At 69.7% G+C, this 6948-nt stretch carries 3 protein-coding genes; all 3 read right to left on the bottom strand.

Translation table 11 applies throughout. From position 1 onward, the window contains the following. On the bottom strand, positions 1-3761 hold a 3761-nt coding region (locus tag ISS20_RS22405), incomplete at its 3' end, for a translocation/assembly module TamB domain-containing protein (protein ID WP_291439694.1). Next, positions 3761-5698: a BamA/TamA family outer membrane protein gene (locus tag ISS20_RS22400; RefSeq protein ID WP_291439692.1), complete on the bottom strand. Its 1938-nt coding sequence runs from the start codon at positions 5696-5698 to the stop codon at positions 3761-3763. The genes ISS20_RS22405 and ISS20_RS22400, both read right to left, overlap by 1 nt. 144 nt (positions 5699-5842) lie before the next feature. Then, on the bottom strand, positions 5843-6948 hold a 1106-nt coding region (locus tag ISS20_RS22395; protein WP_291439690.1), incomplete at its 5' end, for a VWA domain-containing protein.

The following is a 6948-nucleotide window of genomic DNA, read 5'->3' as shown; positions in this document are numbered from 1 at the left end:
ATGCCCTGGCCCTGCAGCGCAAAGTCGCGCCCGAGGTTGAGGGTGACGGCGATGTCGGGCGGCTTGGCGGTCTCTGCCTGCGCGGCCACCTGGTTGGCCTTGGCGGCGGCCTGGGCCTTGGCCTGGTCTTCGCGGTCCTTGGCGGCGGAGCGCACGACCACGTCCGAGCCCAGGCGCGGCGCAGATTCATCCGGCAGGATGATGGTGGCGCGGTCGGTGGTGAGCTTGCCGCGCAGGCTGATCTGGCCCTGCTGCAACTGGGCCTGCAACTGGCCCGACACGCTGACCTGCCGGTCGGCACGCACCAGCACCTGCAGGGCCTTGGCCTCGGCCTGCAGGGACATGGTGATGCCTGACATGCCAGTGCCTGCAGTGGCGCTGTCGCCCCAGGCCACGCGGCCGGTGGCGGTCAACGTGCCGCCGTCTTGCGCGGCGGCTGTGCGGTTGCCGCTGAAGCCTGCGATGCGCGCGCTGCTGCCCCGCCCGCCTTGCAGGCGGAACTCGGTGATATTGAGCTGGTTGCCCTGCAGCGTGGCGCGAAGTCGGCCGCCTTGCAGGTCCACTCCATCGACTACCGACCGCACCGCCATGTCGTCGGCCCCCAGAGTGCCTGCCCAGCGCGGGGCATCGCGCGTGCCCGACAAGGTGGCGCTGGCATCCAGCGTGCCGCGCACGCGCCAGCCGGGCGGTGCCAGGGCCGACCACACGCCCACGTCGGGCAGGCGCGCACGCAGGGTGCCGGCCAGCGGCGCATCGGCAGGCCAGGTGACGGGGGCATCGGCGTTGGCTACGGCCAGGCGCGTGCTGGCGATGGCGTCGATTTCGCCCGCGCGGTCGCTGGCCCAGAGCAGGCGCGCGCGCAGCGTGTCGCCTTCGGCGGTGACCGTGATTTCTGCCTGGCGTACACCGGCTGGAGTGCCTGGGGCGCTCGATGCGCTGGATGCACCTGCAGGCGGCGTGGCCGCAGTTGCCAGCACGGTGGTGGCTCCGGCACCGGTGCCTTGGCCGCTGCTTTGCACCGCCGTGACGGCGGTGGCATCGCCCGCCAGGATGCGCAGGTCGCCACTGGCACGGCGCAGGCTGGCGCTGGCTCGCAGGGCGTTGCCCGTGGTGTCCACACTCCATTGCCCGTCGAGCACGATGCTGCTGGCCAGCCCCATGCGCTCAAGCAGCGGCTGCGCAGGCCGGCCTGCAGCGGCCGGTGTCTCGCCCAGGCCCAGCGCATCCAGCCAGGCCATGGGCAGGCCCTGCAGCGTGCCCTGCGTTTGCAACCGCATGGGGGCGCCGGGTGCCGTGGCTGTGGACCATTGAACGGGCGACCAGCGCAGCGTCACGGTGCCTGGCAAGGGGCCCGTCACGCGGGCTTGCCCGGCTGCTGCCTGCAGGCTGAGGGTGGCGCTGGTGGCGGGCGATGGTGTGGCACGCCCGCTGGCTCCTGACGCGGGTGCGCTGGGCGTGTGGAGGCCGGTGCGCATGGTCAGGCCCAAAGGCTCCGACAGCTGCAGGGCCCAGGGCCCGGGGTGCTGCGCCGCTTGCGCTTGCAGGCGCAGTTCGCTGACCTGCACCTGCCATTGCCCTGCACCCACCAAGGTGCTGGAGACGCGGGTCTGCACCGCCGTCTGCAGGGCCTGGGGGGCTGGCGTGCGGACCTCGCCACGCAACGACAGGGTGGCTTGTGCCAGGTGGCCACCCAGTTCTGCCTGGATGGCGCGCAGTTGCAGGACTTGCCCGGCTGCTGTGCCGCCGCCTGCGTTGTTGGTGGCGGGCAGCGTCAGGTCCAGTTGGGGGGCATTCAGCGTGGCCTGTAGCTCAAAGCGGTCCTGGTTGCGGGGCGGCGCGCTGGTGGCGGTGGCAGCCTGAAGCTGCTGGGCCAGCGTCTGCCAGCCCCCCTTCCAGCGGGCGGTGAGTTGTGCCGCACCCTTGGCACTGGCCCCTTGCAGCGTGCGTTGCACGGTGGGGCCCACCAGCGGCAGGCTGATCAGCCAGCGCTGTGTGCGGTCGGTGTCGGTCCACTGCACCTGCAGGTCGCCGGCGCCGCTTTGGGCAGCCAGCGTGCCTTGTGCCTGCGCCGTGGCGCCGGGCACCGCCAAGGTGACCTTGCCTTGGGCAGACTGTGCGGCCAGCGCTACGCGCAGGTCGGTAGCTTCCACACGGGCCTGCAATGCGTCCAGCAACAGGCGGTCCAGCCGCACCGTGCCGCCAGCGGCGGCCTGCCACGTGCCTTGTGTGCTCAAGGTGTTGATGCGAAGCGGTGTGCCTGCCACCGCTGTTGTCTTTGTCGTGGCAGCGCGCGCAGCCGTGCCTGGGTCGGCCCGCACATCGGCGCTGAAGCGCACGGCGTCGCCCTGGGTTTGCGCGGTGACGCGGCCGGAGAGCGGGGCGGCGGCCAGCAGCGTGTGCAGGGCGTCGGGGCGCAGCGCGCGCAGGGTGGCCTGGCCTTCCAGGGCGTGGGTGGCGGGGGTGTAGTGGCCCTGAGCGGTGATGCTGCCCGCGCCTGCCTGCAAGGTGGCGCTGGGCACGGTCCAGCGGGTACCGTCGTAGTTTGCGCTGGCGTCCAATGCGGTCAGTGGCAGGCGGGTTTGGTCCCACGGCCCGGGCAGGTCGTTGCGCAGCTGGGCCTGCAGGCTCCAGCCTGCGGGGTCGCCAGCCGTGCCTGAACCACCGGATGTCGGCCCGGCTTGCACAGTGCCGTGCAGCTGCGTGACAGGTGCCAGTGGCCACAGGGCCGCCAGATTGACGGCACGTAAGGTGGCGTTGGCGGACTGCAGGGGTTGCTGCGCCCATGGTGCCAGCGTGGCGGCCAGGTCGGCCTGCATGGGTTGTGTAGCGGGTGCAGGGGTTGTGCGTGGGGGAGGGTGTGGTGGTGCAGCCGGTTTGCTGGCAGGCGCGGCTGCAGGCGGTGTTGCGGCTTCGCTGGGCGGCGCGGGGTTCAGGCGTGCCTGCAGCTGCAGTTGAGCTGCGGCGGTGGCCAGCGTGCCCTGCAGCGTGGCGTGGGCTCCCACCTGCAGCGCCGCGCCGCCCCCGGGTACGGCGGTGTGCACGGTGCCGTCCACGGTGGCGTCCAGCGCCATGGGGGCTTGTGCGTCCAGCGTGGCGCGTGCGCTGTACTGGCCCTGGGCCAGCTCTACCGCGCCGATGTTCAGGCGGTGCTGGCGGCCGTCAAACCGGTAGTCGCCCACCAGGCCCACGGCCTCCACGGCGGGCGACCCGGCCCACAACAACTGGTCCACACGGAAAGGCACGCCCAGCTGCAGCGGCAGCACCAGGTCAGTGAGGGGCGTGGGCGGTGGCTCGGGCACGTCGGCGGGCCGGGGCTGGGGCGTGATCAGCACGCGGGTGGCATGCACCTCGCCCAGCTCCAGGCGGCGTTGCAGCAAGGGGGCCAGCTGCCAGCCCAGGCGGATGTCGGTCACTTCCACCGCCAGGGTGGGACTGCTCCAGCGCAACCAGCCAATGCGCCCTCCGCTGCGCAGCGAGCCGCTGACCTCGCGGCTTTCCAGTTGCTGGTCGGCGGGCAGGTATTGTGCGGCGCGGGCCAGCGTGGTGGCCAGCGATGTGCCGCTGCCTGCCCACCACCACAGCAGCGCGCTGGCCGCCAGCAGCAAGGCCACCAGGGCCACCAGCAGCCAGCCCAGTGCACGCAGTACACGGTGGGCACCGGATGGGCGCGGTGGGCGAGGGCGCTGTGCCGACGAAGACCCGGCGCTGAAGTCCGACGCGCGGGAGCGGGGTGTGGGATGGTGCGGGGTGTTCATCGCCATCAGAAGCTGAACCCCAGGCGCAGGTGCAGCCGCACCGCCTTGGTCTTGACGCCGTAGGCCAGATCGGCCTGCAGCGGGCCCACGGGGCTGCGCCAGCGCACACCGGCGCCTACGCCCACACGCGGGCTCAGGTCACCGACCTTGTCGGCCACGGCGCCCGCATCTACAAACAGCGTGCTTTCCCAGTCGGTCATGGCGCCTTTGTAGACGATGGGGCGTTGCCACTCCACGCTGCCCACGGCCAGGTAGCGGCCACCATAGAGCTGACCGTTGTCGGTGCGCGCGCCGATGCTGCGGTAGCCGTAACCGCGCACCGTGGTGTCGCCGCCGGTCACAAACAGCTGCGTGACGGGGATCTGCGCACCCTCACGCGCCAGCACCGCGCCCGCCTCGGCCCGCAGTGCCACACGGGCATTTCGGCCGATGCCCGCCTCGTCCAGCACGCGGCCTGCGGGGAGTAAAGACTGCCATCGCACCAGGGTGCGCACAAACGGGTCGCGCTCTGGCCGCAGCGTGGTGCCCAGACCCAGCTCCACCGCCACGCCATGGCCCCGCGTGGGGGCGGTGAGGCTGTTGAAGTAGCGCCCGGTCCAACCGTAGTTCACGCTCAGGGCCGTGCTGGTGTCGGAGGGCGATCGCATGTTGTCGGTCAGCCCCTGGCTGTTGGCGTAGTCGTACTGCAGAAAGTAGTTGCGGTCGATGGTTTTGGTGCTTTTGCTGCGGCCCGTGCGCAAGCGGCCGCTGTTCACGTCGTAGTCACCCGTGGCCTCGCGCAGCACCTGGCCACCCGCAAACCAGCGCCAGCCGTTGTTGTTGGGCAGGTCGGTCCATTCGGTACTGGCGAGCTTGGTTTCGCGGTCGAGGGCGAGTTTGGTCACCGCGCGCCAGCCCAGCACAGGCATCTGGTTGTGAATGTGCTCCAGCGACAGACGAGCACCGCTGTCGGTCGAAAAGCCCGGGCCGAACACCAGCTTCTGCATCGGGGCCTCGCGCACCTGGGCCACCACTGGGGCGGCCTGCGGGTCGGTGCCTTCGGTGTCGAGCGTGAGGAACACGGCGTCGTAGTAACCGCTGCTGGCCAGGCGCAGCTGGGCGTCCAGCATGTCGGCCTCGTCATACACCGCACCGGTGGGCAGGCGCGCCAGGCGCCGCGCACCGTCGCTGTCGTAGCGCTGGCTGCCCTGCACGCGCAAGGGGCCGAAGCGGTAAGCGGGGCCGGGGTCGTAGCTCACTCCCAGCTGGGCTTCGTGCCGGTCGGCATCGATCTCTGCCCGGCTGTTGGCGATGCGGGCCGTGGGGTAGCGCCGGGCCTGCAGCTGGCGCAGCCCGTCGGCCTTGGCGTTGTCCCAGGCCGACTGGGTGAAGGGCTGCCCGGGGGAGAGAGACCAGTTGCGCTGCAGGCGCTGCTGCCGTCGCGCCAGGTCGTCTTTGTCGGCATCGTCGGTGCCCGCCACAGTGATGTCGGCACGGGCAATGCGGGTTTGGGGGCCGGGCTCCACGGTGACGGTGACGGTGCGGGGCGCGCCCTTGCGGGTACCGGCGGTTTCCTGCGCCTCCGTCAACTCCACGGTTATGGTGGGCGCAAAGTAGCCCAGGGTGCCCAGCAGTTCCCGCGCATTCGCGTCGGTAGCGCCCAGCAGGCGCTGCAGCTCGTTGGCCTGCAGATCGGGCAGCTGGCGAAAGCGCTGCAGCTCCAGGTGGCGCTCCAGCGTCTCGCGCACCGCGTCGGGGGCGCGCACCACCACGTCAAACGACGCGGCGCCATTGCTGGCTGCGGTGCTGGCAACGTCGCTGCCCGTGTCGCCGGTCGTGGGCTCGTCGGCCCGTGGCAGCAGGCTGCAGCCGCTCAGGCACAGTGCGCCGGAAAGCAGCAACGCCGACCACAGGGCCGGCGTTGGGGTGGTAGCGGTGGCGGAGCGCAAAACGCGGAGAGGCACGGCGCGGAAGGATATGTCAGGGAGGTCTTATGGGGGTGGCGGACAAGCCTGCCAGCCTGTCCCATTCATCCCCGACTATGCCCTGAAACGGAAGCGCTCCCTGTCGGACAGATGCTCACAAGGCATCTGACTCCGGTACCGCGCCTATTTGGACAGCAGCCGCATGGTTTCTTCCAGCCCCTTGAGCGACAGCGGGTACATGCGGTTGCCCACCAGCTGCTGGATGATGCTGATGCTCTGGCGGTACTGCCAAACGCCCTGTGGCTCGGGGTTGATCCACGCAAACTTGGGGAAGGCGTGGGTGAGGCGCTGGATCCACTCGGCACCCGGCTCCTCGTTGTTGTATTCCACACTGCCGCCGGGCTGCAGGATCTCGTACGGGCTCATCGTCGCGTCGCCCACAAAGATCAGCTTGTAGTCCTTGTTGTACTTGCGGATGATGTCCCAGGTGGGGAATTTCTCGGCAAAGCGGCGGCGGTTGTTCTTCCACATGAAGTCGTACACGCAGTTGTGGAAGTAATAGAACTCCAGGTGCTTGAACTCGCTCTTGACCGCACTGAAGAGCTCTTCCACGCGCTGGATGTGTTCGTCCATCGTGCCGCCCACGTCCATCAGCAGCAGCACCTTCACGTTGTTGTGCCGCTCGGGCACCATCTTGATGTCCAGGTAGCCTGCGTTGGCGGCCGTACTGCGGATGGTGTCGGGCAAGTCCAGCTCCAGCTCATGCCCTTCGCGTGCAAACTTGCGCAGGCGGCGCAGCGCCACCTTGATGTTGCGCGTGCCCAGCTCCTGCTGGTCGTCGTAGTCTTTGTAAGCGCGCTGCTCCCACACCTTCACCGCGCTCTTGTTCTTGCCCGCGCCGCCAATGCGCACGCCCTGCGGGTTGTAGCCGCCGTGGCCAAACGGGCTGGTGCCGCCCGTGCCGATCCACTTGTTGCCGCCCTCGTGGCGTTCTTTCTGTTCTTCGAGCCGCTTCTTGAGCGTCTCCATCAGCTCGTCCCAGCCCATCTTCTCGATGGCAGCCTTCTGCTCGGGGGTGAGCTCGTTCTCCAGGATCTTGCGCAGCCAGTCGGCAGGGATCTCCTTGGTGAAGTCGGCCACCATCTCCACGCCCTTGAAGTAGGCGCCGAAGGCCCGGTCGAACTTGTCGTAGTGCTTCTCGTCCTTGACCAGCGTGAGGCGCGAGAGGTTGTAGAAGTCGTCCAGGCTCCACGCGTCATCCGACTTGGGGCCCACCACACCGGCCTGCA

It is taken from the genome of Acidovorax sp. (genome assembly GCF_016783915.1).
Lineage (GTDB): Bacteria > Pseudomonadota > Gammaproteobacteria > Burkholderiales > Burkholderiaceae_C > Acidovorax.
The sequence above is the reverse complement of the archived record's forward strand: the minus strand, read 5'-3'. Positions and strand labels throughout refer to the sequence as shown.